At 72.6% G+C, this 25394-nt stretch carries 19 protein-coding genes and 1 pseudogene; 9 read left to right on the top strand and 11 right to left on the bottom strand.

Features of this window, described 5'->3' with window-relative positions; translation table 11 throughout:
* Positions 1 to 9 precede the first annotated feature (9 nt).
* Positions 10 to 834 (top strand): SDR family NAD(P)-dependent oxidoreductase, encoded by an 825-nt coding sequence (locus tag O0S08_RS14950; protein WP_269039814.1) that lies wholly within the window; start codon positions 10 to 12, stop codon positions 832 to 834.
* A 69-nt stretch (positions 835 to 903) separates the two neighbouring features.
* Here the strand turns inward: O0S08_RS14950 and O0S08_RS14955 are convergent, their stop codons facing one another.
* Together O0S08_RS14955 and O0S08_RS14960 are read right to left on the bottom strand one after the other, a co-directional pair.
* Complete coding sequence (locus tag O0S08_RS14955) at positions 904 to 1314, bottom strand: hypothetical protein (protein ID WP_269039815.1); 411 nt, start codon at positions 1312 to 1314, stop codon at positions 904 to 906.
* Positions 1315 to 1904: 590 nt separating this feature from the next.
* The gene (locus O0S08_RS14960) at positions 1905 to 3047 is read right to left on the bottom strand and encodes an FG-GAP repeat domain-containing protein (RefSeq protein ID WP_269039816.1); all 1143 of its coding nucleotides are present in this window, start codon (positions 3045 to 3047) and stop codon (positions 1905 to 1907) included.
* Positions 3048 to 3117: 70 nt separating this feature from the next.
* Between O0S08_RS14960 and O0S08_RS14965 the strand changes: the two genes are divergently transcribed.
* Both O0S08_RS14965 and O0S08_RS14970 read left to right on the top strand, forming a co-directional pair.
* Complete coding sequence (locus O0S08_RS14965; RefSeq protein WP_269039817.1) at positions 3118 to 3702, top strand: Uma2 family endonuclease; 585 nt, start codon at positions 3118 to 3120, stop codon at positions 3700 to 3702.
* A gap of 106 nt (positions 3703 to 3808) precedes the next feature.
* Positions 3809 to 4492 (top strand): class I SAM-dependent methyltransferase, encoded by a 684-nt coding sequence (locus O0S08_RS14970; protein ID WP_269039818.1) that lies wholly within the window; start codon positions 3809 to 3811, stop codon positions 4490 to 4492.
* An 86-nt stretch (positions 4493 to 4578) separates the two neighbouring features.
* Here O0S08_RS14970 and O0S08_RS14975 read toward each other — a convergent pair whose 3' ends face one another.
* The 4 genes and pseudogenes from O0S08_RS14975 to O0S08_RS14990 all read right to left on the bottom strand — a co-directional run bounded on the left by O0S08_RS14975 (position 4579) and on the right by O0S08_RS14990 (position 9984).
* Positions 4579 to 5589, bottom strand: coding sequence for a winged helix-turn-helix domain-containing protein (locus O0S08_RS14975; protein ID WP_269039819.1), 1011 nt, complete (start codon positions 5587 to 5589; stop codon positions 4579 to 4581).
* A gap of 206 nt (positions 5590 to 5795) precedes the next feature.
* Positions 5796 to 7097 carry a citrate synthase gene (locus O0S08_RS14980; protein WP_269039821.1) on the bottom strand — a complete coding sequence of 434 codons (1302 nt, stop codon included), beginning with the start codon at positions 7095 to 7097 and terminating at the stop codon, positions 5796 to 5798.
* A 1376-nt stretch (positions 7098 to 8473) separates the two neighbouring features.
* Positions 8474 to 8782 (bottom strand): annotated as a pseudogene (locus tag O0S08_RS51285) (DUF167 domain-containing protein); the annotation flags it as partial.
* On the bottom strand, positions 8779 to 9984 hold the full coding sequence (locus tag O0S08_RS14990; protein ID WP_269039822.1) for an alanine racemase: 1206 nt from the start codon (positions 9982 to 9984) through the stop codon (positions 8779 to 8781). The gene O0S08_RS14990 and the pseudogene O0S08_RS51285, both read right to left, overlap by 4 nt.
* Before the next feature lie 101 nt (positions 9985 to 10085).
* Here O0S08_RS14990 and O0S08_RS14995 point away from each other — a divergent pair, with 101 nt between their 5' ends.
* The 6 genes from O0S08_RS14995 to O0S08_RS15020 all read left to right on the top strand — a co-directional run bounded on the left by O0S08_RS14995 (position 10086) and on the right by O0S08_RS15020 (position 18513).
* Positions 10086 to 11906 (top strand): hypothetical protein, encoded by a 1821-nt coding sequence (locus tag O0S08_RS14995; protein WP_269039823.1) that lies wholly within the window; start codon positions 10086 to 10088, stop codon positions 11904 to 11906.
* 421 nt (positions 11907 to 12327) lie between these two features.
* Positions 12328 to 14283, top strand: coding sequence for an FG-GAP-like repeat-containing protein (locus O0S08_RS15000; protein WP_269039824.1), 1956 nt, complete (start codon positions 12328 to 12330; stop codon positions 14281 to 14283).
* Between the two features lie 88 nt (positions 14284 to 14371).
* Positions 14372 to 15079: a hypothetical protein gene (locus tag O0S08_RS15005; RefSeq protein ID WP_269039825.1), complete on the top strand. Its 708-nt coding sequence runs from the start codon at positions 14372 to 14374 to the stop codon at positions 15077 to 15079.
* A 408-nt stretch (positions 15080 to 15487) separates the two neighbouring features.
* The gene (locus tag O0S08_RS15010; protein ID WP_269039826.1) at positions 15488 to 16156 is read left to right on the top strand and encodes a response regulator transcription factor; all 669 of its coding nucleotides are present in this window, start codon (positions 15488 to 15490) and stop codon (positions 16154 to 16156) included.
* Positions 16153 to 17316: a sensor histidine kinase gene (locus O0S08_RS15015; protein WP_269039827.1), complete on the top strand. Its 1164-nt coding sequence runs from the start codon at positions 16153 to 16155 to the stop codon at positions 17314 to 17316. Before O0S08_RS15010 ends, O0S08_RS15015 begins: the two co-directional genes overlap by 4 nt.
* Positions 17317 to 17391: 75 nt before the next feature.
* The gene (locus tag O0S08_RS15020; RefSeq protein WP_269039828.1) at positions 17392 to 18513 is read left to right on the top strand and encodes an efflux RND transporter periplasmic adaptor subunit; all 1122 of its coding nucleotides are present in this window, start codon (positions 17392 to 17394) and stop codon (positions 18511 to 18513) included.
* 76 nt (positions 18514 to 18589) lie between these two features.
* On the opposite strand, the gene O0S08_RS15025 is transcribed toward O0S08_RS15020, so the two are convergent.
* From O0S08_RS15025 to O0S08_RS15045, 5 genes are all read right to left on the bottom strand, one after another.
* On the bottom strand, positions 18590 to 19657 hold the full coding sequence (locus O0S08_RS15025) for a hypothetical protein (protein ID WP_269039829.1): 1068 nt from the start codon (positions 19655 to 19657) through the stop codon (positions 18590 to 18592).
* Positions 19658 to 19747: 90 nt separating this feature from the next.
* A complete protein-coding gene (locus O0S08_RS15030; RefSeq protein ID WP_269039830.1) occupies positions 19748 to 20680 on the bottom strand; it encodes a hypothetical protein in 933 nt (310 codons plus the stop codon).
* Positions 20681 to 20772: 92 nt separating this feature from the next.
* Positions 20773 to 21339 carry a hypothetical protein gene (locus O0S08_RS15035; protein ID WP_269039831.1) on the bottom strand — a complete coding sequence of 189 codons (567 nt, stop codon included), beginning with the start codon at positions 21337 to 21339 and terminating at the stop codon, positions 20773 to 20775.
* Between the two features lie 259 nt (positions 21340 to 21598).
* A complete protein-coding gene (locus O0S08_RS15040; RefSeq protein WP_269039832.1) occupies positions 21599 to 22669 on the bottom strand; it encodes a tetratricopeptide repeat protein in 1071 nt (356 codons plus the stop codon).
* Positions 22670 to 23044: 375 nt separating this feature from the next.
* Positions 23045 to 25141 (bottom strand): sensor histidine kinase, encoded by a 2097-nt coding sequence (locus O0S08_RS15045; protein ID WP_269039833.1) that lies wholly within the window; start codon positions 25139 to 25141, stop codon positions 23045 to 23047.
* Between the last annotated feature and the right edge of the window lie 253 nt (positions 25142 to 25394).

Raw genomic sequence — 25394 nt, forward strand, 5'->3', positions numbered from 1 at the left:
GTGCCGCGCATGACGCTCTCCTTCGACAAGCCGGTGCGCGCGGTGGTCACCGGCGCGGGTGGCGGCCTCGGCCGCGCGTTGTGCCTCGAGCTGGCCCGTCGCAACGCCCGGATCGTGGCCGCCGACATCGACCTCGCCGGCGCCGAGGAGACGGCCGCGATGGTCGAGAAGCTCGGCTGCAAGGCCCACGCGCGCGCCTGCGACGTGGCCCAGCGGACGGCGGTGGCCGAGCTGGCGGACGCGACGTCGTCGCTGCTCGGCGGGGTCGACCTGCTGATCAACAACGCCGGCGTGGCCACCAGCGGGCCGGTCGACGCGATCCCCCAGCAGGACTGGGAGTGGATCATGGGCGTCAACCTGTGGGGCGTGATCTACGGCTGCGAGCTGTTCGTGCCGAAGATGCGCGCGCAGGGCCGCGGCCACGTGATCAACGTCGCCTCGTCGGCGGGCCTGCTGTGCACGCCGACGATGGCGCCCTACAACGTGACCAAGGCCGGGGTGGTGGCGCTGTCGGAGACGATGGCGGCCGAGCTGGCGCCGGCCGGCATCGGCGTGACGGTCCTGTGCCCGACGTTCTTCCGCACGCGGATCATCGACGCCGGCCGCCACCACGGCGAGAACAACGGGGCGCGGCGCGCGGGCAAGCTGATGGACCGCGCCAAGCTGCAGGCGCCCGAGGTGGCCCGCTTCGCCCTCGACGCGGCCGCCGCCGGCACGCTCTACGCCCTGCCGCACGCCGACGGGGCGTGGCTGTGGCGGCTCAAGCGGCTGGCCCCCGAGCGCTTCTATCAGAAGCTGGTGCCGCGCTTCTTCGGCAAGCCGGCCGGCAAGTAGCGTGGACGGAGGGACATGTCCTGCGGGGCATGTCCTGTGGGGCATGCTCCGAGGGGCATGCCCGAACGCTCAGCCGAGCGAGAGCACGCCGTGGATGCCGATCGCCATGACGATGACGATGGCGGCCAGGACCAGGACCGTGCGCTGCAGCGAGAACACGCGGGTCAGCTCGCGCAGGGCGTCGAGCAGGTGGGTGATGTCGTCGCCGCTGGTGTCGACGACCCGGTTGAAGGCGTCGACCGCCCGCTGCAGCCACAGGCCGATGAGCACGAACACGACGGCCTCGGCGAAGTCGCCGAGCGCCGGGCCGATGGCCGCGCGACCCTGGGTGACGAGGCCGGCGATCCCGAGGATCAGGACGAAGGCGCCCACCGCCAGCGAGGCCGCGGCGACGAACCGCATGGCGTCGACCAACTGACGGATGATGACGTTCTCCGGGGCCGAGAACTCGTAATTGCGGGGGGAGCTCGAGGGGGGCATGGCGCGGCCAAGGGTATCAGCGGCGGCCGGGCGCGCGAAATTAGCGAGGCGCCGGCGAGCGGGCCCAGGCGGAGGCAAGAGGCCGCGGCGGCGGGAGAGGGCGGTGACGCGGAGACGGCGGCGAGGGTGACCGGCGCGACGCGTCAGGCACGGCGCGGCGAGCGGTGCGACGCTCGCGGACAGCGACCCGATGGGCCACGCAGCCCGAGCGTGAAGCGGGAGGACCGACGCGGGGCATGCGACCGGGACTGCTGCGAGGCTGCACAAGGTCGTGAGCCCGAAGTGCAGCCGTTCGCCCTGCCACGGCCACGGTCGGCTTGATACGGCCACGCAGCGCCCGCTCATGAACCCGCTCCTCTGACCTCGCGACCTGCTCTTCATCCGTCATCCCAATGGACGTCGCGTGGCCGGTAGGACAGTCTCGGAACGGCGATTGGCCCTACCTGTCAGCTCAACGGGCCGGTAGGACGGCGCGCGGCTGGCCGAAAGGACAGCTTCGGAGCGGCGATCGCTGTCGAGGCCGCTCGAGCGTCGCGTTTTTTATGGGGGGCAGCTGCCAGGACCGCCGGCGACGCGCCGGTGACCCGCGGTCAGGGGCCGCTGAGGCGGATGGCGAGGCCGCCGTCGGGGAACAGGCCGGCGACGACGTCGGCCCGGCCGTCGGCGTTGAGGTCGGGCAGGACGACCTCGACGACCTCCGCGGGGAAGTCGAGCTGGACCGCGGCGGTGAAGCGGCCGTCGCCGACGCCGCGCCACAGGCCGAGGCGGTCGCCGTGGAACAGGACGGCGTCGAGGCTGCCGTCGCCGTCGAGGTGGGCGAGGGCGATCGGGCCGGGGCGCGAGCCGAGGTCGGTACGTGGCCCTTCGGACAGGTCGGGGCCGAGCAGCGGCGCGAGGGCGGCGGGGGCGGTGTCGAGGACGAGGACGTCGAGGATGTCGTCGTCGTCGAGGTCGCGCAGGTAGAGGCCGCCGGGGCGCAGGCCGGTGGTCATGGCGACGAAGGGCCCGACCACGCCGGCCTCGATGGTGGCCCGCGCGAGGCCGTCGCTGCGCTCCCACTCGGCGAGGACCAGCTCGACCGGGCCGTCGCGGCGCAGGCGGCCGGCGACGAAGCCCCCGGGCCGCAGGCCGTCGAGGCCGGGGACCACCGCGAGCTGCACGTGCGGCGGCGAGAAGCCGCCGGAGGCGTCGGCGCGGACGATGCTCAGGGCTGGCTGTTCGGACATGCTGCCGAGGACCAGCAGGTCGCGCCGGCCGTCGCCGTCGACGTCGGTGACGGCGGTGGTGCGGATCTTGACGCCGACGTCGACCTCGACTGCCGGCGCGAAGCCGCCGGCCCCGTCGGCCCGGTAGACGAACACGCCGGCGTCGCAGGTGGGGAACAGCAGGTCGGCGGCGCCGTCGAGGTCGAGGTCGCCGACCACCGGATAGGCGCTGCAGCCGGCGACCCCGACGTCGCGCGGCTGGCCCAGCCCGCCCTCGCCGTCGCCGCGCCGCAGGTCGGTGGTGATGGTGCCCGCCTCGGCGCCGACGACCAGGACGTCGTCGACGCCGTCGCCGTCGAAGTCGCCCGTGCGCAGGGCCAGTGGACTGTTGGCCTCGGACTGGACCTCGAGGACATGTTCATTGAAACAGATCTCGCCGTCGTGGTACTCGCCGTCGCCGCAGTCGTCGCTGCAGCCGGTGGATGCGAGCGCGGCGCCGAGAACGAGGACCACGATGCGAGTCGCCACCTCCGCAGGCTATCAGGCGCCGCGGCGACGGCAAGCGCGAGGTCCTGGAGGATGGTGTATGCTGGCGAACATGACCGCCGCGCCGAAGCTCGCCACCTACGCGGATCTGCTCGCCACGCCCGAAGACGTGAAGGCAGAGATCCTCGGCGGCGAGCTGGTGACGCAGCCGAGCGCGCTGTTCGAGCACAGCTACGCGCAGAGCGGGGTGGTGGACGGGTTGCGCGGGCCGTTCGATCGTGGGCGTGGAGGTCCGGGCGGGTGGTGGATCGTGGTCGAGGTCGACGTCCGGTTCACGGACCACGACGTGGTCCGCCCCGACGTGGTCGGCTGGCGGCGCGAAAGGTTGCCGTCGCCCTGGGGCAAGAGGCCCATCGACGTGGTGCCCGACTGGATCTGCGAGGTCCTGTCGCCCAGGGGGGTGCGGCGCGACCGCGTGTTCAAGCAGGAGCTGTACGCCAGGCACGGCGTGCCCTTCTACTGGCTGATCGACCCGGTCGAGGCCGTGCTCGAGGCGTACGCGCTCGAGCGCGGGCGCTGGGTGCTGACGGGGACGTACGACCGCAGCGCTGTCGCCCGCGTGCCGCCGTTCGAGGCGATCGAGCTGGTCGTCGCCGACCTGTTCATGCCCGAGCAGGCCGAGGAGTCGGAGGGCTGAGCGCGCAAAGTCATTGCGGCCAGGCCGCGGAGCCGATGACGGGAACCCCTCGGCGCGGCCAGACGATTCGCGGGAGCGCAGGACGTTCGAACGAGAGCGAGGGACGATGACGGGTACGGACGATGGTGGCCAGGCGGAGATCGAGGCGACCTACGACGCGGTCGCGCAGCATTACGCGGCCGAGTTCGCCGATGACCTGACGGAGAAGATCCTCGATCGCGCGCTGCTCTCGGCGTTCGCGGAGATGGTCGGTCGCGCGGCGAAGGTCGCCGACCTCGGCTGCGGCCCGGGCTTCGAGGCGCGCTTCCTCGCGGAGCTCGGCCTCGCGGTGACGGGGGTCGATCTGTCGTCGGCGATGATCGCCGAGGCGCAACGCCGGCACCCGAGTGTGGAGGGCCTCGACGTCGATTTTATCAAAGGGTCGATGCTGGGGCTGCCGTTCGGGGACGCTTCGCTGGCCGGGGCCATCGCCATCTATTCGGTGATTCACCTCGAGCCCGCCGCGCGGGCGCGGGCCTACGCGGAGATGGCTCGCGTGGTGCGGCCCGGCGGGACGCTGCTGCTGTCGGTGCACACGTCGGCGGTCGGCTTCCCGGCCGGATCGACCCGCCGCCTCGAGGATTGGTGGGGCCAGCGCGTCGGCCTCGACGGCCACTTTATCGCCGCGGAAGAAGTGATCGACGGGCTCGAGCGCGTTGGTTTCTCGATCATGGCGCGGCTCGAGCGCGGGCCGAGCACGTCACGCGAGTTTGCCAGTCAACGCATCTACCTGCTGGCGCGGCGGCGGTGACCCGTGCGCGACGGCGTGATCGCGTTCAGCGAAGGGGCGATCGACGCGGCGAATGGCGACTACGAGCCCGGACACGACTCGTTGTGCTACTGAAACAGACGATTGAACAGATCCTTGTCAAGCCTATGTAGGCCATCAGCGAACTGATTGACGAAGTACATGTCCGGGGAGAATCGCTGTGCACGCATACGGGTCTTGAAATCCGGTCGCTGCGGATTCAGGCTGAACAGGACGAAACCGATCCCGAACAGCATACACAGTGCATCGAGGCGATCCTGGTCCTCCTCTCCGATCGTCTCTGGCATGACGATATAGCTCTTGGTCGAGAAGAGGCGATAGGCGACGGCCTGCCCGAACGCGACGACTGGTGCCTGAGGCTCGATCTTGATCTCTGCCGAGATGATCTCGTGAGGAAATTTGATACGATCGGAAGGCTGTGATTTGTAGACACCGATGACGTCGGGAGTGCTCCACTTGGTGCGAAGCCCTGCTCCCCCGAGCGATTCGGCGACCGTGGCCTCCTGAAGGTCTCGCTCCAGAAAATCAGCGAAGGCGTCGTAGAACGACTCTTCGCGGATACGGGGCGTCGGCGCGGCGGGAGGATCGCGCTGGGCGGGCGCTGCTCTGATGACGGGTTTGAAGAGTCCACGAGATGGCTTCTCGATCTCGTCAGGGAACTGGGCGTCCAGGTTCCAGATCGACGCCTGTATCGTTTTCCTTTGGGTCTCTGGATATTGATCGAGAATCCGCGTCTGGAGTTGGCCGTAGCGGATGCCCTCCGGATGTTGTTTGATGAGTTGAATGGCGAGGGTCTTGATGCCGTGAACGCCGAGCTTCCGCGTCGCTATGTCCGACGTGGATTGTCCGCGGTTTTGCGCCGTTCTGAGTACGAAGTGGCCGGGGGCCGGGCAGACGAATAGAGAATCTGAGCCGGCTTCTTGAATGTGTAGGGTGAGGGCCGAGTGCAAGGTCTCGTTCGCCTTCGGACCTTCTGCGCGCCATAACCCATGCTGGCGAATACGGTTCAGTATCTCCTTCGACGCCAAAGGACCTTCGGCGTCGCGGAGAACAGCTTCCACCGCCTCGAGCAACTTCATTCCGCCACTCTATCACGCCGAGGATCTGCGCAGTCGGATGACCAGTAGCGCCCGGGCCCGCCGACCAAGGCGCGCTCCCGCTCTGCGCTGATAGTTAGGGTCGGTGTCAGAGCAAAGCCGACGGCTCAATGAGCCCGCCAAGGAGCAGAAAGGGCCCCGGCGCGGTGCGGCGGGGCCCTTTCGGCGATTCAGCGACGTGCGAGGGTTCAGGTCGCGGGCTTGGTGGCGCGCTCGCTCATCGGCACGTAGGGGCGGAGCTCGGCGCCGGTGTAGATCTGGCGCGGGCGGGCGATCTTCTGCTCCGGGTCCTGCAGCATCTCCTGCCACTGGGCCAGCCAGCCGGAGGCGCGCGGGATGGCGAACAGGACCGGGAACATGTCGACCGGGAAGCCCATCGCCTGGTAGATCATGCCCGAGTAGAAGTCGACGTTCGGGTAGAGCTTGCGCTTGACGAAGTAGTCGTCGTTCAGCGCGATCTTCTCCAGCTCGAGCGCGATCTCGAGGAGCGGGTTCTTGCCCGTAACCTCGAAGACCTCGTGCGCCAGCTTCTTGATGACCTTCGCGCGCGGGTCGTAGTTCTTGTAGACGCGGTGGCCGAAGCCCATCAGGCGGCCGCTGCCGTTCTTCACGCCGGTGATGAACTCCGGCACGGCGCCGACGCTGCCGATCTGCTTGAGCATGTGCAGCACGGCCTCGTTGGCGCCGCCGTGGAGCGGGCCGTAGAGGGCGGCCGAGGCGGCGGCCAGGCTGCAGTACGGGTCGGTCTCGGCCGAGCCGACCGCGCGGGCGGCGTTGGCCGAACAGTTCTGCTCGTGGTCGGCGTGCAGGATGAAGAGGATGTCGAGCGCCCGCTCGAGCACCGGGTGCGGCTCGAACCGCGGCTCGGCCATCCGGAAGATCATGTTGAGGAAGTTGCCGCAGTACGACAGCTCGTTGTCCGGGTAGACGTACGGCCGGCCGACGGCGTGGCGGAACGCCCAGGCCGACAGGGTCGGCATCTTGGCGATGATGCGGACGATCTGCTCGCGGCGGGTCCTGTCGTCGCGGACCTTCTTCGCCTCGGGGTAGAAGGTGGACAGCGCGCCGAGCATGCTGACCAGCTTGCCCATCGGGTGGGCGTCGAAGCGGAAGCCCTCCATCGACTTGCGGAGGAACTCGTGGACGAAGGTGTGGTGCGTGACCTCGTGGGTCCACTTGCGCAGCTGGGCCTCGTTGGGCAGCTCGCCGTGGAGCAGGAGGTACGCGACTTCGAGGTAGGACGACTGCTCGGCCAGGTCTTCGATCGCGTAGCCGCGGTAGCGCAGGATGCCCTTGTCGCCGTCGATCAAGGTGATCGCGGACCGGCACGACGCGGTGTTCATGAAGGCCGGGTCGTAGGTCATCAGGCCGAAGTCGTCGTCGGACGTCTTGATCTTGCGCAGCGCGTCGGCGCGGATCGTTCCGTCCTTGATCTCGATCTCGTAGGTCTTGCCGGTTCGGTTGTCGGTGATCGTCAGAGTGTCGGCCATGGAGAGCCTCCGGGGGACGCCGCCTTCAGTGACGGCTACATGGGAGCCAAGCTGGGAGCGAAGATCCACCAGCGATCGACAGCGCGATCGTCCAGGTCTCGGCCGCCAACCAGGAAGGTAACACCGGTCCCCAGGGTGATGGAATGGCCGCCGTTCACGCGGGTCGCAACGGTCTCGGTGAGCTCGACGGCGAGGTTTTTGCGATCGACCCGCCACCACTGGGCGGCGCCCTGAGCGTACACGGCCAGATCATCTGCGAAGAGCCGGGGATCTGCGAGCGGCGCGCTGAGGAGTGCGGGCCGCTCCTCGACCTCGGTGTTCCCTGTGGCGGGTGGAATGTTCAGCACCAGCGCGTCGCCGGTGGGCTGTCCGCCGCGCGACCCGCCCAGGCAGAGCAGCTGCAACGTCGCTTCTTCTTCATCTTCGCCGTCGTCGAGACGGATGCACTGGATGTTCGTCCAGTCGCCGACCGGCCCGAAGGCGTGGCCCCCGTCGGGGAAATACACCGCGGGTGCGTCGGCCTCGGCGCCGCCGACGAGCAGCAGGACCTCGTCGTCGCCGCGAGCCAGGCTGAGGAAGCGGGCCCCGGTGCGCGGACCGTCGAGCGACCCCACGGGGGCGAGGGCGATCACGCCTTTGTCGTCGGGCTCGAGCGAGAGAGCGACGAGGTCGGTGCGGCCTCCGCCGCCCGCGAGGTAGATGCGATCGCGGGCGGCGCCGACGACCGTGGCGGCGCCGGGCCGGGCGCCGGTGTCGTCGCCGGTGACCGTGGCGACCCCCCACACGTCGGTGCCGGGATCGTACATGGCCGCGCCGACCTCGTCGGCGACGCCGACCCGCCACAACCGGCCGCGCGCGTCGGCGATGAAGGCGCCGTCATCCGGCTTCGGCGGGTTCGTCAGGCGGGCGCCGAGCTCGATGTCGAAGTTGGTCTCGTTGAGCAAGGCGATGTCGCCGGCGCTGCTCATCAGCACCAGGCCGCGCCCGGGGGCGTGGACGGCCAGCAGGTCAGGGTCGGGCTCGGCCGCCTCGCCAGGGTAGACCGACAGGACCCCGGGACGGGCCAGCAACACCGCCAGGTCGCCCGGCGGCGACAAGGTCACGAACGGGACGCTGCGGCCCCACGCGAGCAATTCTGTCCCATCGGCCAGGTAGAGCGAAAGCGTGCGCTCGACGGCGTCGGGCTCGAACTCGAGCTCGACCTCGAACTGGGTGCCGCGGACGGGGTAGCTGACGAAGTAGGCGTCGGGGCCGAGCTCGAGCGCGAGGTTGTCGGCGCGATTGAGGTCGGCAGAGTCGTCGGGCAGGACGACGTGGACCGGGAACGGCAGCTCGGTGGTGCAGGCGCCGAGGCCGAGGCCGAGGGCCAGGAGCGCCAGGCCGAGCTTGCCGCGCGCAACGGCTGCGCTCAGGCCGGCGACGCGGACGGTCTTGCGCCGACCGGTGGCCCCGCGGGCGATTTCGAGCGCGCTCGCGGGGACCTCGAGGCGATCGGCCAGCAGCTCGCGCAAGGCCTCGTTGGCGGCGCCGTCGACCGGCGGGGCCGCGAGCTGAACCTTGAGGCGGCCGTCGTGGAGGCCGACGAGCTGGCTGCGAGCGGCCCGCGGCGCGACCAGGACGTCGAGCTCGCAGCCGCGAGCGTGTTCGCGGACCGGACCGGGCGAGGCGGGAGGCGATGATGTCATGCGGAGGTGTCCTGGCCGTCCGGGGCGAAGTAGAGGCGGTGGCCGGAGGCGCCGATGACCGCGCGGACGGGCGCTTCATTCCGGCCGAGCAGCAGACACTCGCGGTAGAGGTTGACCGTGGTGCAGACGTGGTCGGGGACCAGGAGGACTGCCGCGCCGAGGTCGGGGAGCGCGCCGTGCTCGCGCCGCAGCGGCAGGTGCTCCTCGGAGGGCGACAGCGGGACGAGGCCCGGCCAGGCCGGCAGCCGACAATTCGGGGCCGGACGGTCGGGGGCGATCGCCTTGCTGCCGGCGTCGAGGGTGACGCGATCGCTGCCGCGACTGATGACCCGGGCGAGCACGTAGGCGGCCTGGCGCAGGTCGAGCAGGTCGGCGGCAGGCTCGCTGCGGAGGTCGCTGAGGACGACGGTGCCAGGGGAGATCCGGTGGCGCCACGGACCCCCATTGAGCCGCGGGTGATCGAGGGCGGCCGAGAAGCTGTGGGTGCCCGAGGTGACGAGCTCGAGCGGATCGGTGCCGATGCAAGCAACCGCGGCGGCCAGGTCGCACAGCTGATCGTAGGCGACCGCGGCTTCGCGGGTCTGGCTCCAGGCGAGGTGACCTTCGTAGCCGTGCAAGCCGGCGACGCGAAGACGTGACAGCGACGCAAGGTCGGCGATCGCCTCGCGCCAGACGGACGGCGGGCTGCCGGTGCGGGCCATGCCGAGATCGACGTCGAGGTGGAGGTCGAGCGGGGCGGCGGCGGTGCGGGCCCACCCGTCCATCGCCAGGGCGTGCGCGGGGCTGTCGGCGAGGAGCTGGACGCGGGCGGCCGGGTGGGCGGCGAGCAGGCGGCGGGCGACGCGGAAGGCGGCCTCGTGCAGCGGGTAGGCGAGGAGGACGTCGAGGCTGTCCTCGCGGCCATCTTCGGCGGCTGTCTCGAGGAGCATCTGAAGCTCGTCGAGGGTGGCGCACTTGCAACGGGTGACCCCCGCGGCCCACAGGCGGCGGACCAGCGCGGCGGTCTTGAGGGTCTTGACGTGCGGACGCCAGCGGTCGGCGGCGCGACTGCCGAGGCCGTCACCACAACGACGCAACACCGCGGCGATGTTGTGGTCGACGGCGGCGAGGTCGACGACGAGGGCCGGGGAGGCGAGGCTCGGCAGAAGCGGGCCGAGGTCAGCCAGGATGGCCGCTGCGCGAGCTGCGTCGGGACCGGGCACGGCGGGAGTGTGCAGCACCGGTTCAGCCGAGACAAGGGAGCGCCGGCCACGGCCCGGCGGCCGCGTTGTACTGCGAGCCGAGGTGGGTTTACCCTCCGGTCATGCGCATGACGCCTCGCTTGCTCCCGGCCACGCTCCTGCTCCTCTTCGCCTGCGGTGACGACGGCACCATCACGTCGACGTCGGCCACCGAGACCGCCACCTCGACGGCGACCGTCGGCGCGACGATGAACCCGACCGAGACGACGACCGAGAGCGTGCCGACGACGACCGCGCCGACCGAGGGCAGCGGCACGGCCGACGACTCGACGACGCAGGTGTCGACGACCGAAGGCGTGTCGACGAGCGACGGGACGACGACGACGACGACGAGCGACGGGACGACGACGACGACGACGACGACGACGAGCGAGAGCGACAGCGAGACGACGACGACCACGACCACGACCGGCGACGGCTGTTCCGAGGAGGTGCCGGACCCGAACTGTACCGGGATCGACGAGGGCCTCATCTTCGTCTCGACCCCGCCCGACGGCGGCAGCGACCTCAACGACGGCATCACCCACGAGACCCCGGTCGCCACCCTCGCCAAGGCGATCGAGCTGGCGCTCGCGTGCCCGGACAAGTGCGACATCGTCGTCAGCAAGGGGACGTACCCGAAGTCGGTGACGCTGGCCTCGGGCGTGAGCCTCTTCGGCGGCTACACCCCGAAGTCGTTCATCTACGACCTGCAGGCCAACACGACGACGATCGTCGGCAGCGAGGCGAAGGCGGTGCAGGCGACGGAGCTGACCGAGACGGTGCGCTTCCACGGGTTCACGGTCGAGGGCAAGGACTTCGGCGATCAGGGGCAGACGAGCTACGCGCTGTGGGTCAAGGACTCGGCCGACGACCTGCTGCAGGTCGAGCGCTGCACGCTGAACGGCGGCGACGGCGGGGCGGGCACCAGCGGCCAGGCCGGCACGAAGGGCGACGACGGCGGGCTCGGCAGCAACGCGAGCGACGCGAGCGGCGGAGCCGGCGGCTCGTCGAGCTGCGGGGCCAACGGCGGCGGGGGCGGGTCGGCGAGCGACTGCGCCAGCGGCAAGGGCGGCGACGGGCTGGCCGGCGGCGATGCGACCCAGGGCGGCGCGGGCGGGATGAACGGCGCCAGCCAGTGCAGCCTCAACGTGATCAATGGCTGCGACGACAAGGGCGGCGCCGGGCTGCAGGGCAGCGCCGGCGACAACGGCACGGCCGGCAACGCGGGCTCGGCCGGAGTGGCGCCGACCGGCGCGTTCGATGCCAACGGCAACTGGTCGGGCACCAGCGGCGGCAGCGGCTCGCGCGGGTCTCACGGGCGCGGCGGCGGCGGCGGCGGGGCCGGCGGCACCGACAAGGAGCCGTTCACGTGCGGCAACACGACCCACCTCGGCGGCGGCGGCGGCGGCGGCGGCGGTGCGGGCTGCGGCGGCGCCTCGGGCGGTCCCGGCGGCGCGGGCGGCGGTTCGTTCGGCATCGTGGTGGTGAACTCGTCGATCCAGGTCTCGAACTCGCTGGTCAACGCGGGCAAGGGCGGCAAGGGCGGCAAGGGCGGCAACGGCGGCAACGGCGGCGTGGGCAAGGCCGGCGGGAACTTCGGCCTGGGCAAGAACAGCGGCGATCCCAGCGACGGCGGCGGCAACGGTGCCGTCGGCGCGAAGGGCGGCGACGGCGGCGGCGGCGGCGGTGCGGCCGGCGGCTGCGGCGGCGCCTCGATCGCGGTGGCTCGCGTCGGCGGCGGCTTCGTCGGCCTGGCCAACACGCAGCTGCAGGCCGGGACCCCGGGCGAGGGCGGCCTCGGCGGCGAGGGCGGCTTCGAGGGCAACGCCGGCGGCAAGCCGCAGGCGCCCGACGGCGGCGACGGCTGCCAGGGCGCGGAAGCCGACGAGCAGGTGTACTAGCTCGTTCGGACAGGTGCTCCGGGGCATGGCCTCGGGGGCAGGTCCTCGAGGGCAGGTCCTCGAGGGCAGGTCCGAAAGGGCAGGTCAAAGACGGCGGCCGGCGCTTGAGCGCGGTCGCCGTCGTGTTTGGGCGCCAGGTGGGTGCCGGAGAGCTTGGGCGCGGCTCGCGGAGGCTGGCTTGTGGGACAGGTGAGGCGCGCTCTCGGGGGCGGCAGGGCGTGTGCGTTGGCGCGGCGCGGAGTCCGCGGCGGCTGGCCGGAGGGACAGGTCGGTGCGAGGCGGGCGAGGGCGTGATTCGAGATCTCGGCGCTCGCCGGCGCGCGGGTGGGCGGGTGACCTGGAGGGTGGGCGGCGCCGGGCGGCGGGCCGCCGGGACCGTGACCGGTTGCGCGGGTGCGTCCGGTCAGGCATCGCAAGGCGGGTGAAGAGGTGGGTCCGGAGCGCCGGGCGGCCGTCCCGGGTCGCTGCGCTGGCGATCGCCGCGCTCGTGAGCGGCTGCGAGCGGCCGGCGCTGATCGCCGACGACGGGTTCTGCGGCGGCGAGGCGCCCGAGGTGCTGGTGGGAGGGGGGCTGCGGCTCGCGGGCGATATCTTGTTGCCTTCAGGACATGTTGAAGAAGACATGTCTGAAGGGACATCGTACCGCAGCGCGGTGAAGTGCCGCGGGACGCTCGACCGCGCGTGGGACGTCGGCCGCAAGCTCGACCTGTCGTACTGCCTGGGCGAGTTCGCCGACGCGACGCTGGAGGCGCGCACGCGGGCGGCGCTGGTGCTGGCGACGGCGCAGTGGGAGCGGGCGTCGGGGGTGAACTTCATCCACCGCGCGGAGCTCGACGGGACGCCGGGCTGCGCGGCTCCGGAGCAGGTGGCGTTCACGGTCCGCCAGGGGGCGGCGGCGGAGTGCGGCGAAGGCGGGTGCCCGCTGGCGTCGGCGTCGTTCCCGGCGACGGAGCCGGAGGACGAGGGGGCGCGGCTGCTGGTGTGGCCGGACGCGCTGGTGAGCGAGATGTACTCGCCCGAGATGGTGGTGCTGCACGAGCTCGGTCACCTGCTGGGGTTCGTGCACGAGCACTCGCGGTTCGAGCAGTCGCGGGAGATCTGCGTCGACGCGGCCTCGACCGAGTTCCGCGGCCTGACGTACCCCGACCCGGCGTCGGTGATGGGCGACGCGCGCTGTCCGGGGATCTCGGCGGACAGCAAGCAGGGCCGGCTGTCGCGCGGCGATCGCCTGGGAGCGTCGATCCTGTACGCGCTGCCGCGCTCGCGCGTCGATGTCGACGGCGACGGCCGCGAGGACGTGGTGTGGTTCCAGCCCGGCGGCGAGACGTACGAGGTGTGGTACGGCGCGCCGGCGGGTCGATTCGTGCGGCGGGCGTTCAGCCTGTGCTCGCGCGACGGTCCGTGCCCGAGCCGGGCGCCGCGCTCGTGGCGACCGGTGGCGCTCGCCGGCGCCGACGGCCGGACCGAGGTGCTGATGTTCGGGCCGGAGGAGATCACGGACGAGCTGTGGCAGCCGCCGGCGGAGGGCCGCGGGGGGTTCGTGCGCAGCCGGATCGAGGCGCCGGGCAGCGCGGCGCCGATCGTCGGGGCGTTCGCGGCCGACGGCGGCGACGCGGTGTGGTGGTGGCGGCCCGGCGCGGAGGTCGACGCGCGGTGGGTCTGGCGCGCGGGCGACGGCGAGAACGAGCCGCTCGACGACCGCTTCGCGGCCGGCTACGGCTGGCCGCTGGTCGGGCTGTGGACGCCCGGCGGCGGGTCCGGGGTGCGCCGCAGCCAGGTGCTGTGGCTCGACGCGCAGCGCTTCACGGTCGACCTGTGGGCGTTCGGACATGACTCGGAGGACATGTTGCAGCGGTCAGGTCTTCCGGCCTGCGGGCTGCGCCGCGGCGACGAGCAGGTCGGACGCGTCGGCGACTTCGACGGCGACGGGGTCGACGAGGCGCTGTGGTGGGACCCGCGCGCGCAGGCGACGGTGCGCTGGCACCCCGACCGGCTGTGGGACGCGGACGGGAGCTGCGCGCCGTCCGGCTGGTCGCGCGGCGAGGGCGCGGGCGACCTGCTGGCGCGCGTCGAGGTCGGCGACTTCGACGGTGACGGAGCCGACGACGCGCTGTGGTGGACGGCGGGGCCCGACCGGGCGTGGTTGTGGCGGCTGGTCGGCCCGGCGAGCGAGCAGGTGCCGGCCCCGACGCCGCCGTCCGAGGCGACGGCCTGCGTCGGTGACTTCGACGGCGACGGCTGCGACGACGTGGTGTGGCACGCACCCCACGCGACGGCGCAGCTGTGGCGGGCGCTCTGCGCGGGAGAGATGCGCTTCGAGGCGATCGAGATCGCGGCGGGGCCGGTCGGCGGGTATCCGATCGGTTGCGGGGGGTGAAGGCGGGGATACGCGGCTGACCGAGTAAAACCGAGCGTGGCCGATGGCTCGCTCGCGTTCACTCGCGCGGGGGGCTAGGATCGTGGCGATGTCGTTCGCCGCGCTCGTGGTCGGGGGCACGCTCGTCGTCGGACAGGCGGTCGGGCTCGGCGAGCCGTCCGGGTGCGCCGCGACTGCGATGATCGCCGGCGCCAGGGCGAACGTGCCCGTCACCGCTGATTCGCAGCAGCGGCTGGCCCGGTTCGACGCGGCGAGCGCGTCGGCGCAGGCCGCCGAGCGGGCGACCGATCGGCACGAGCGGCGGAAGCGTTGCGCCGATGCGTTGCTGGCCTACGCCGACCTCGCGCCCGAGGTCTACGGACGAGAGCGCGGCGAGAGCGAGGCGAGCCGCGCGAGGCAGCTCGCGGCGGCAGCTTCGCTCGGGGTCGACGCGTACGTCTCGCCGCGCGCTCCGCTGCCCGCGCCGACGCCGGAGCAGCAGTGGGAGCGACGCCGTCGCCGCCTCGTGGGTCACACGGCGGCGTCCGGAGTGTTCACGGGCGTCGGTGTGGCGATGATGACCGTGCCGTGGATCGTCCTCGCCGCGTCCTGCCGCCCCGAGAGCTTCTGCGAAGGATACGGGGCGATCTGGCTGTCGGGGTTCGGCGCGCCGATCTTCGTCGCCAGCGTCATCCCGCTCGGGATCTGGGCGACGCGGCTGCACAGGCACCTGCGGGCGCGCCCTCCCGGCCTCGCCCTGTCCCGCGGCCGCGCGCGCCTCGAGCTCCACGGTTCAGGCCTCCGTCTCGATTTCTGATCCCGCTGCATCGGCGGAGATCGGCGCCGGAGGCTCCTTTCGTGCATGCGGCAGGGGAGCGGTGTGACGGTGCGTGCTGAGATGTCCTCGGGGACATGTTTGGCCATGAGGGCGTCGAGTCGCTCGCCGATCGCGTCGTCAGGGCGGGACATCACGTGTGTCTCTCGAGACAGGTTCATGTCGAGTCGTGCCAGGGCGAGATGGCGCGCATGTCCTTCGAGACATGTTGTTTCAAGACGTGCGATGAGGCGGGCGAGCGGGGGCGACGGAGATGTCCTTAAGGACATCTCCGTGCGCGACGAGGGCGAGGGCGGGGTCGGCGGCCAGGGGCGCGAGCGGACGGCTTAACGCGCTCTTAATCCGGCGGCCGCGGCGGGCGCCGGAACCGCGAGTACACTGCTGGGGTTCATGCGGATCTTGCTGATCGAGGACAACGAGCGGCTGGTGCGCGCGCTCGAGCAGGGCTTCTCGGAGGAGGGGATCGCGGTGGTGCACGCGCCCACGGCCGCGGCGGCGCTCGAGCAGTCGCGCGGGGCGAGCCTCGACGCGATCGTGCTCGACCTCGGGCTGCCGGACATGGACGGGATGGTGCTCCTCGAGCGACTCCGCGGCGAGCGGCTGCACATCCCGGTGCTGGTGCTGACGGCCCGCGACGCGATCGAGTCGCGGGTCGCGGCGCTCGACGCCGGGGCCGACGACTACGTGATCAAACCGTTCGAGTTCGCGGAGCTGCTGGCGCGCCTGCGGGCGCTGACGCGGCGGGCCGGCGGGCCGCGCTGGGCGGCGGTGGCCGAGGGCGAGGTGACGCTCGACGACGAGTTCGGGGTGCGCCACGGCGAGGTCCGGGTGGTGCTCACGCCGCGAGAGCACGCGCTCCTGGCGTATCTGTTGCGCCGACGCTTCGAGGTGGTGCCGCGGATCGACATCCTCCGCGAGGTGTTCGGCTACTCGCACGACCCCGGGACCAATGCGATCGATGTCCACCTGGCGCACCTGCGGCGCAAGCTGGCCGACCTGCCGATCGCGCTCGACACGGTGCGCGGGGCGGGGTTCCGCGCGCGGGTGACGGAGGCATGACGACGCCGCGCCGGCGCTCGCTCGGCCGCTGGCTGGGCTTCTGGATCGGCGCGTCGACGGCGCTGAGCCTGCTGGTGTTCACGGCCACTGCGGCGCTGGTGCTGTACGTGGACGAGCTGCGCGACGCGGCCGACGACGCGGCGGAGGTCGACGACGACGGCGGCGCGGGCGAGGTCGACGACGACGGGCCGGAGTCGATCGAGTTCCCGACCGAGACGCTGCTGGCGCAGGTGCTGGTGGCGTTCGCGATCGCGGCGCCGATCGGGCTGGTGCTGTCGATCGCGGGGGCGCGGTGGCTGACGCACCGGGCGACCGCGCGGATCGACGCGGTGATCGCCGCGGCGGCCCGCATGAGCGCGGAGGACCTGGGCGAGCGCCTGCCGGTGACGGGGACGGGGGACGAGCTCGACGCGCTGGCGTCGGCGCTGAACGCCCTGTTCGCGCGCATCGACGGCGGGATCGCGGCGCAGCGGCAGTTCGCGGCCGATGCCTCGCACGAGCTGCGCTCGCCGTTGACGGTGTTGTCGAGCACGCTCGAGGTGGCCCGGCGGCGCCCGCGTTCGCCGGCCGAGTGGGAGGACCTGGCCGACCGCACGCTCGACGAGGTGCGGCGGATGTCGGCCCTGGTGGAGGCGCTGCTGCAGCTGGCGCGCGCGAGCGGCGGGGTGAAGCGGACCCGCGTCGAGCTGATGGCGCGCCTCGACGGGCCGGTCCAGCGCTGGGCCGAGGCGGCGGCGCGGGCCGAGGTGAAGCTGGTGTTCACGGGACCCGACGAGCTGACGGCGCAGGTCGACCCGGACGCGCTCGAGATCGCCGTCGGCAACCTGGTGAGCAACGCGGTCGCGTACTCACCGCCGGGAGGGACCGTGACGTTGCAGGTGCATTGCGAGGACCAGGGGATCGAGGTCACCGTCGACGATCAGGGACCGGGGATCCCCGCGGGCGAACGCGAGCGGATCTTCGCGCCGTTCGTGCGCGCGACGGCACCCTCGGCCGATCGCACGCAGGGGCGCGCGGGGCTCGGCCTCGGGCTGGCCATCGCTCGCCGGCTCGTCGAGGGACACGCGGGGACGCTGTCCGTGGGCGAGGCGCCGGGCGGCGGGGCGAGGTTCACGATCCGGTTGACTCGCTCGACCGATCCGGGCTTTACCGTTTCTTAAACGGCGGAACAGGCGGCCGGCGATCCACAGTACTGAGAGCTCTGTATGCGAGGGATCTGGCCCCGAACTGCGCGAGTGACTGCCGGCCTGCTGCTGGGGCTGTCGGCGGTGGCCGGCTGCGGCGGCGGTGAGGCCGCGGGGCGGGAGAAGGCGGCGCCGCCCGACTTGCCGGTGATCCGCGACGGGGTGGTCGAGCTGCCGGCGGGTTACGCGGACCGGGTGGGGATCTCGGTCGCGCCGGCGCATTACGAAGATGTAAGGCCCGTCGTCCACGTGACCGGCGTGCTCGAGTTCGACGCCCAACGCCTGGCCGCGGTGGGTTCGCGGATCGCCGGGCGCGTGGCCGACGTCGACGTCATCGAGGGCAGCAAGGTCGAGGCCGGCGAGGTGCTGGGGACGATGGTCAGCGCGGAGCTCGGCACGGCGCAGGCGGACATCGCGGCGGTGGAGGCCCGGGTGCTGGCGGCCAAACGCGACGTCGAGCGCAAGCGCAGCCTGCTGGCCGAGGGCATCACGTCGCAGCGCGAGCTCGACCTGGCCATCTCGTCGGCGGCGATGTTCGAGGCCCAGCTGCGGGCGGCCCGGCAGCGGGTGGTGGCCCTCGCCAGCGCGCCCGCGAAGGGCAAGCTCGGGATCAACGCGCTGACCAGCCCGATCTCCGGCGACGTGGTCGGCGTGCACGTGTCGCGCGGGCAGGCGGTGGTGCCGAGCCACACTGCGTTCATGATCGCCGATCGCCGCAGCCTGTGGGTCCGCCTGTCGGTGTTCGAGGGCGAGCTGGTGCACGTGCAGGCCGGCGACCCGGTCGAGCTGACGCCGACCAACCACCCGGAGGAGGCGTTCGCCGGGGTGGTCGAGTTCGTCAGCGTGGGCCTCGATCCGATGACCCGCAGCGCCGAGGTGCGGGTGGTCGTCGACAACTCGTCGGGCAAGCTGCGCGCGGGTCAGGCGGTCCACGCCAACATCCGCCCGGCGTCGGCCCAGCGCCGCGCGGTGGTGGTCCCGCGCCAGGCGGTGATCCAGATCGACGGCGCGCCGATCGTGTTCGTGGCGATGAACGAGCGCACGTTCGAGATGCGCAAGGTGACGCTCGGGGTCGGCGACTTCGAGCGCGTCGAGGTCCGCGACGGGCTGCGGGAGGACGAGCAGGTGGCCGTGTCCGGGGTGTTCGCGCTCAAGGGTGAGCTGTACCGCTGAGGCGAACGTCAGGATATGTCCTCGGAGACATGCCCTTCGAGACATGCCGATGAGGGCATGTCGCAAGGGACATGCTCTAACCGACAGGGATGTGGACGCAGGCGTCGCCGAGGGTGGCGGCGAGGGCCTCGCCGACGATCTCGACGTAGCCGGCCTTGTCCTCGATGTCGCCCCAGATCGGCTCCTCGCCGAACGCCTTCATGAACTGCCACAGCTTCTGGTTCTCGGCCGGGACGCACTTCTTGATCAGGCCCGCGGTGAGGATGCAGGGGTCGCCGCCGCAGTCGGCCTTGGCGTCGCGGACCATGGCGGTGTAGGTCGACAGCACCTCGACCGAGGCGTCGGGGTCGTTGGTGAGGAAGAAGACGAGGAGGACGGCGTCCTTGTCGCGCAGGAAGCCCTCGTTGGCGCCGGCGTTGGCGGGGCCGGCGGCGTAGGCGGCGGCGGCGACCGGCATCTCGAGCGATGAGCCCTGCTCGCCGGCGGCCGTGGCGGCGCCGGTGAACCACGCCTTGAGCGGAGCGGGGTCGTCGTCGGTGTTGGTGGCGAAGTAGGCCATGCCCTCGTGGACGAACAGGCGGCCCTGCGAGCCGTTGGCGCCGTTGTTGCCGCTGGTCGGCGGGAGGTAGTAGGCGTCGATCGCCTCGACCTCTTCGGGGGTGGTGCCGATCTGGCACTGGGTGTTGCCGACCGGGCAGTTGTCGGGGCAGCAGGCCTGGCCGGCGCCGGTGCAGTAGAAGTCGGTGGTGGTGATGCCGACGTGGAGGTCGACGCTCTTCGGCAGGTTGGCGATCATGGCGTCGACGAACTGCGGGAACGCCTCGGCGAGCGCGCTCTGGTACTGCGCCATGGACTTCGAATTGTCGACGACGAACAGGACGTCGACGGCGCCGCAGCCGGGCAGATCCTCGTCGTCCGGCAGGTCGTACTTCTCGACGCCCTCGCTGGTGCCGGTGACCGACGCGCCGGTGGTGGTCGTGGTGGTCGTGCTGGTCGGCGGGACGACGAGGCCGGTGGTCGTGCTCCCCGTGCTCGCAGGCCCGCTCGGATCGCCGGCCTCGCTGGTGGTCTGGGTGGCGTCGCCGCAGGCGACGAGCGTGCCGAGAGCGAGGCCGCAGGCGGAAGCGAGGAGGCGGACGTGCACGTCGCGAGTATGGCGCGAAGGTGCGCGCGCGTCGACGCCCGCGGAGCGGCGGGGCTGCTTGCAGGCCGGACGGCGCGCGAGCTGCGGAGATCAGGGCGCAGGGGCGGGGGCAGGGGCCGGGCGCAGGGCCTCGGCGAGGCTGTGCAGGGCGGCGATCTCGGCCATGCCGAGGCGGACCTCGATGGTGACTTCGCGGGCGCTCTGGCCGAGGCTGACGCGGTCGAGGATCGCGGGCGGGATGCCGGCGCCGCGCAGGGCGTCGAACTGCTTCTTCAGCTCGGCCAGGGTGGCGCCGGCGACGTCCTCGCCGCGCATGCCGAGGGCGAGCTCCACGCCGAGGCCGTCGCGCAGGTCGAGGGCGCCGCGGACCTGCTCGAGGCCGGACAGGGCCGGCGCGAGCGAGACTGCGGCCCGCGTCGGGACCTGGCCCGCGAACCAGATCGGGCGGTCGGGGGCGACGCGGGCGACGAGCGGCTGCAGCGGACCTGTGGCCGCGCTGGGGCCGGTGCCGGCGCGCAGGGCGTCGAGCTGCTGGGACCAGCCCGCCGTGGCGAAGAGGAGGACGTCGGGCCCGACGATCCGCCCGCGCGCGCCGCCGAGGACGACGACCGGCTCGGGGCCGCTGGCGTCGAGCCGCAGGCCGCGATCGGGGAGCTGGCCTTCGAGACAGGTGATGCGCTCGCGGTCGCCGACGCCGTCGCCGACGAGGACGGCGGCGACGTCGACGCCGTTGGCGGCGACCGCGAGGTCGAGGCTGCGCAGGTTGTCGAAAGGGACGCGGCAGGCGGCCAGGGCGTCGAGGGTCTTCCGCGCGTCGGGGTCGGCGTCGAGGAGGGCGCGGTTCTGCTGCCACAGCGGGGCGGCGCGCAGGGCCTGCAGGTCGACGTGGGCGACCAGGCTGGCGTCGGCGGGCAGCAGGGTCAGCGGGTCCGGCCGCGCGGGCGCGGCCGGGCGCGAGCAGGCGAGGACGAACGCGAGCGCGAACAGGACCGACAGGCGGAACGAGCGCAGGACGCGGCGCATGTCCCGGTGATACTTCGCGCGGCCGGGCCGGTCAACCGCGGCGGCGGTGATGTGTCTCGTGGGGCATGTCCGAACGGACATATGATGCGGCGTCACCACGCCAGCGCCATGTCGCTGACCGTGACGTGGACGCCGTAGCAGGCGCGCGCGCCGTGGTCGGCCATCGCCCGATCGAGCCGGTCGGCGAGCGTGAACGGATCGCTGCCGGGGAGGATCGCGGCGCCCAGGCAGACCCCGCGGGCCGGGCCGACGGTGACGTCGCAGAGGCCGTATCCGAACGCGTGGACCGGCGGCTCGAGGATGGCGGGGCTGTCGAGGCGACGGCGCATGGCGGCGACCCGGGGCTCGTCGATCAGGAGCTCCGGGCCGTCGTGCTCCAGCAAGAGGGCGTCCCCGGAGACGCTGGCATAGAGCCGCCAGGTGCCGCGACGATCCAGGAGCCGGCCGTGCAAGTGCGCGGGCAGGCACCCGGCGGCGGGCGGGAGCGGCTGGGGCGGCGCGCTGCCGGCCGGGCCGACCGAGGCGGCGGCGGGCGGGAGCGGCTGGGGCGGCGCGCTGCCGGCGGGGCCGACCGAGGCGGCTGGGACGAGCGGCGCGACGGTGGCCGGCGGAGGTGAGCAGGCGAGGAGGACGAGCGCGAGGGCGAGGCGGTGGCGCATGCCCTGTCGAAGTACCGACCCAGGAGGTTTCGATCGGCGCGTCGGCGCAGCACGTCGACGAGAGAAGAGCTGAGCGCGGTGACGCATGCGTCCGTCGAAGTACCGAGCGCGGAGGTCTCGCTCGGCGCGCCCGCACGCGAGTCGAACAAAGGACGAGCACGACGTCGGGGTCCGCGCGGCGGGCCTCGGGTCGAGCGGACGTACGAGGTTCGGTGCTCGCGGCCTGCGCGGCGATGGGCCTCGGGAGGTCGCGCGAGCGTCAGCGCAGCCAGGAGCGGGTCGACTGGACGTGCGGGTGGTCGGCGCCGAGGAGGCGCTCGAGGGCCTCGGCGGCGGCGGCCATCTCGGCGGCGCCGACCGGGTCGCCGAGCTCGCGCAGAGCGGTGCCGCAGTTGAAGCGCGAGCTGACGGTCTGCCAGTGCTCGGAGCCGAGGACGCGCACGCGGATGTCGAGGGCCTGGCGGTAGTGATCGAGGGCGTCGCGGTGAGCGCCGCGGCCGTAGTGGACCTGGCCGATGGCGTTGAGGGTGGTGGCGACGCGGGCGTTGTTGTCGCCGTACAAGGCGCGCAGGCCGGCGAGGTTGCGCCGGAAGGCCTCGAGGGCGCCGTCGGGATCGCCGGCCCGACCGCGGGCGCGGCCGAGGTCGTGGAGGATCGCCAGGGTGTCCTCGTGGTGGGCGCCGCGGTGGGTCTCGGCGAGGGTGAGCGCGCGCTGGTAGTGGACCAGCGCCTCGGCGTACTGGTTCTGCTGGAAGAGGACCTGGCCGACGCCGACGATCACCGGGATCAATCGGCGATCGATGTCGGCGGCGTCGGCGGCGGAGCGCATCTGCTCGAGGCCGGTGAGGGCGGCGTGCAGGTGGCTGAGGGAGTCGGCGAAGTGACCCTCGGCGAGCAGGAGCTCGCCGATCGCCTGCTGGGTGCTGATGGTGCGCGCGTGGCCGGGGCCGAGGGCGCGCAGCTGGACCGTCAGGGCCCGCGTGTAGGCGGCCAGCGCCTCCTCGCGCTGGCCGGCGGCGAACAGGGCCAGGCCGAGGTCGAACAGGGTGTTGGCGGTGAAGATGTGGCTCGCGCCGAGCAGCTCGTGCTTGATCGAGAAGGCCTGCCGGTGGTGCGCGAGGGCGGCGTCGTGCTGACCCTGGGTGAAGAGGATCTGGCCGATCGCGCTCAGGGTGCTGGCGGTGTATGGGTGCTTGGCCCCGAGGACGGTCCGCTGCAGCACGAGCGCCCGGTTGTAGTGATCGAGGGCCTCTTCGAACTTGCCCTGACGCCGCAGCTCCTGGCCGACGGCGTGAAGGGCGATGGCGGTGTGCGGGTGTTCCTGGGACACGGTCCTCGCCGAGACAGCGCCGGCCAGTATAGTGGCTGGCCGCCGCGCGGCTCAACGCGCGAGCCTGCGCCGAATCGGCGCGTGATCGCGCGAGCGTGCGCGCGGGCGCGCGAAGGCGGACCGGAACGGACGCACGTCCGCGCGGCGCGCGGCGCGGGGCGGCATGGATGGTCGTTAGGACATGCCCTTCAAGACATGTTCTTTGGGGAATGTGCTCACAAGAGGTATCCGGGAGCACCTGTGTGCGCGTTGGGCGCGGCTGATAAATGCCTGGAAGACATGTCCTTCGAGGAATGTCTTTTCGAGCATGTCTATCGAGACATGTCCTGAGACGGGCCTAGCCGCCGCGCCGACGGCGGCCGAGGCCGGGGCGGCTCAGGCGGGCGGGGCGGTGCTGTCGGCGGCCGGGTGGGCGCGCTCGATCAGGGGGACGCGGCTGCGGGCCTCGGCGGCGGGCAGGTGGATCTTGAAGACCATGGCCTGGCCGACCTCGCGGACGTCGAGGCGGCAGCCCTCGATCTTGAGCAGGGCGTCGGCGATCGGCAGCTCGAGGCCGAGGCCGCGGTGGCCGGGCAGGCGGTGGAAGCCCTTGCGCGCGAGGCCCATCTGCTGCTCGCTGGCGGGCTTGAGCGGGGTGGTGACGTGGAGCTGGAGGCCGAGCGGGGCGTCGGGGTCGCCGCGGCGCAGCTTGATGTTGAGCGAGCCGGCGGTCAGGCGCTTGCCGGCGAACAGCAGCAGGTTCTCGAGCGCCTGCACGAGGTGGCGCGGGTCGATGTAGGCGGTCGGCAGGCCGGGCACGGCCTCGACGGTGTAGTTGAGGTGGTCGCCGCCGCGGTTGCGCGCCCTCTGCACGGCCTTGGAGATCAGCGGGGCCAGCGGGACGGGCTCGGCCTGCTTCTCGATCCGGCGGGCCTCGATGCGCGCCATGTCGAGGATGGCGTCGATCTGCTGCAGGAGGTCGCGGCCGGCGGCGGCGATCGTCTCGACCATCTCGCGCGTCTCGGCGTCGAGGGTGCCGTCGACGCCGCGCAGCAGCAGGGAGGAGAAGCCGAGGATCGAGTTGAGCGGCGAGCGCAGGTCGTGGCTCATGTTGGCGAGGAACTGGCTGCGCAGGCGGTCGGTCTCCTCGGCCTTCTCGAGCGCGACGAAGCGGGCGATGGTGGCCTCGTGCATGCGCGCGACCAGGGCCTCGATCGACTGCGAGAGCGCCTGCCACTCGGCGCCCTGCGGCGCGGGGGCCGGCTCCTCGGCGACCTGGGCGCGCACGCGGGCGAGGTCGCGTTCGCTGCGGCGGGCGTGCAGGCCGATCGCCAGCAGGCCGGCGAGCAGGGCGAGGCCGCCGGCGAGGACGAACGGGACGGCGTTGTCGACGGTGGCCCGGCGCATCGGCACGACCGCCCGCGCGCCGCCCCGCTGGACGGCGAAGCGGTCGAAGTCGCCGTCGCCGTCGGCGTCGAGGAGGCCGTCGTCACCTGGCTTGATAGACAGGTCGGGGCCGTAGACGGCGCCGCGCGCGGTCAGGACGGTGGCGCCCGGCGCCTGGGCGAGGCGACGGCCGAGGTCCTCCTCGTCGGCCGGACCGGCGACGTCGATCAGGCTCTCGGCGGTGCGCTGGGCGGCGACGATGGCGTCGGCGCGGGCGTGGGCGTGCAGCCAGAGGTGGGCGCCGAGCAGCGGAGCGGCGACGCCGGCGAGCAGCAGGAGGCCGGCCCAGCCGAGCCGGCCGGTCATGCTCGCGGGCCGATCGGCGAGCGGCAGCTGGGCGATCGGGCAGGCGAGGAGGTCGCCGCGCAGCGAACGGCGGGCCCAGTTGGCGGCCAGGGCGGCCAGCGGGGCCGCGATCGCGGTCCACAGGCAGGCGTGCGCGAGGGTGGTCGGCCAGGTCCACTGCAGCGGGTTGCGGGCGATCAGCGCGTCGCTGAGGGCGATGACGAGGAGGCCGCTGAAGACGGCGCGCGCGACCACCCGCGGGACCCGCTGCAAGGCCCCCGCGGCCTGCTCGACCTCGGACCGCGGGGCGACCCGCAGCAGCTCGTTGCGCTCGCGGGCGTCGAGCAAGGGGTGCAGCGGGACGGCGAGGAAGCCGAGCGCGCGCACCAGCCAGGCGCCGCCGACCGGCGCGGGCCGCCCGAGCTCCTCGGGCCGCAACCACCGCGCGGCCGGCAAGGCGGCGTAGACGGTGAGCAGGGCGGCGGTGAGGATGAAGAGGTGCGGGACGAGCAGGGCGAACAGCGGCCACGGAGCAGCCGCGCCGCGGCTGTCCCAGACGATCAGCGCCCAGGCGACGTCGAGGCCGACGGCGAGCGTGTAGGCCGCGGCGACGCCGGCGAGGACGTCGCGCTCGGCTCGCAGCCGCGTCGGCTGACCGGCGCGCGGGAAGCCGGGCGCGAGCTCGTCCACCTCGCGCGCGAGCTGGCCCAGATCCTCGGTGCTGCCCTCCCACTGCGACTCGGAGGCGCTGCGCTCGCTCACGGCCGCGCCTCCTCGCTCGCGCGCGATGTGGCGGCCGCGACGCGGGCAGTCGGTTCGCGCCGGTCGGCAGAGGGCGCTGTGCCTTCGGACAGGGATCCGTCGCGCGGGACCGCGGCGACGCGCGGCGCGGGGACGGATGACCCTTGGGGCATGCTCGAAGGGACAGCAGGCCTGGCGAGCGCGCGGGCAGTCGGTTCGCGCCGGTCGGCAGAGGGCGCTGTGCCTTCGGACAGGGATCCGTCGCGCGGGACCG

This window comes from Nannocystis punicea, from assembly GCF_026965555.1.
Taxonomy (GTDB): domain Bacteria; phylum Myxococcota_A; class Polyangia; order Nannocystales; family Nannocystaceae; genus Nannocystis; species Nannocystis punicea.

What these genes read in the sequence shown, in the direction of transcription:
- O0S08_RS15030 (WP_269039830.1), bottom strand. Translation starts at nt 20,680, where the DNA reads ATGCGCCGCGTCCTGCGCTCGTTCCGCCTGTCGGTCCTGTTCGCGCTC.
- O0S08_RS14980 (WP_269039821.1), bottom strand. Translation starts at nt 7,097, where the DNA reads ATGGCCGACACTCTGACGATCACCGACAACCGAACCGGCAAGACCTAC.
- O0S08_RS14955 (WP_269039815.1), bottom strand. Translation starts at nt 1,314, where the DNA reads ATGCCCCCCTCGAGCTCCCCCCGCAATTACGAGTTCTCGGCCCCGGAG.
- O0S08_RS15015 (WP_269039827.1), top strand. Translation starts at nt 16,153, where the DNA reads ATGACGACGCCGCGCCGGCGCTCGCTCGGCCGCTGGCTGGGCTTCTGG.
- O0S08_RS14965 (WP_269039817.1), top strand. Translation starts at nt 3,118, where the DNA reads ATGACCGCCGCGCCGAAGCTCGCCACCTACGCGGATCTGCTCGCCACG.
- O0S08_RS15005 (WP_269039825.1), top strand. Translation starts at nt 14,372, where the DNA reads ATGTCGTTCGCCGCGCTCGTGGTCGGGGGCACGCTCGTCGTCGGACAG.
- O0S08_RS14970 (WP_269039818.1), top strand. Translation starts at nt 3,809, where the DNA reads ATGACGGGTACGGACGATGGTGGCCAGGCGGAGATCGAGGCGACCTAC.
- O0S08_RS14950 (WP_269039814.1), top strand. Translation starts at nt 10, where the DNA reads ATGACGCTCTCCTTCGACAAGCCGGTGCGCGCGGTGGTCACCGGCGCG.
- O0S08_RS15035 (WP_269039831.1), bottom strand. Translation starts at nt 21,339, where the DNA reads ATGCGCCACCGCCTCGCCCTCGCGCTCGTCCTCCTCGCCTGCTCACCT.
- O0S08_RS15010 (WP_269039826.1), top strand. Translation starts at nt 15,488, where the DNA reads ATGCGGATCTTGCTGATCGAGGACAACGAGCGGCTGGTGCGCGCGCTC.
- O0S08_RS14995 (WP_269039823.1), top strand. Translation starts at nt 10,086, where the DNA reads ATGCGCATGACGCCTCGCTTGCTCCCGGCCACGCTCCTGCTCCTCTTC.
- O0S08_RS14975 (WP_269039819.1), bottom strand. Translation starts at nt 5,589, where the DNA reads ATGAAGTTGCTCGAGGCGGTGGAAGCTGTTCTCCGCGACGCCGAAGGT.